This is a genomic window from Actinotalea soli (assembly GCF_017565425.1).
In the GTDB taxonomy this organism is placed as follows: Bacteria; Actinomycetota; Actinomycetes; order Actinomycetales; family Cellulomonadaceae; genus Actinotalea; species Actinotalea soli.
This window is the reverse complement of the sequence record NZ_JAGEMK010000023.1, coordinates 1-312: the sequence shown is the minus strand read 5'-3', so window position 1 is coordinate 312 and position 312 is coordinate 1. Positions and strand designations below refer to the sequence as shown.

The 312-nt window shown below is 57.7% G+C and carries 1 protein-coding gene; it reads left to right on the top strand.

What is annotated here, in order from left to right; genetic code table 11:
* Positions 1 to 31 precede the first annotated feature (31 nt).
* Positions 32 to 312: hypothetical protein (locus tag J4G33_RS16880; RefSeq protein ID WP_208057169.1), on the top strand; the 281-nt coding region annotated here is incomplete at its 3' end.

The window sequence follows — 312 nt, the reverse complement described above, 5'->3', positions numbered from 1 at the left end:
AATAAGCAAAGCAAAACCTCCCAACTCCACCATGACGGCGCCCACCAGCTACAACCCTCTCCTCATCTTCCTCTTCTCCGGCACTCTCATCATCTCTGGAGCTTTGCTCTCCAACGGGGAGGCCGTCGTGGACACAAACGGCGACAAGATCCACACAGGCTCTATCCACGACGTAACATACCGGATCCGACCCGGTCCAGGGATCGGCTTCCGCGGCGGGCTTGGCAGGTCCCCTATCAAAGGGGACAAGTGCCAGAAGTACATCTACGAAGGCCCCGAAACGTTCCCAGGGGAGCCCATACAATTCGACAC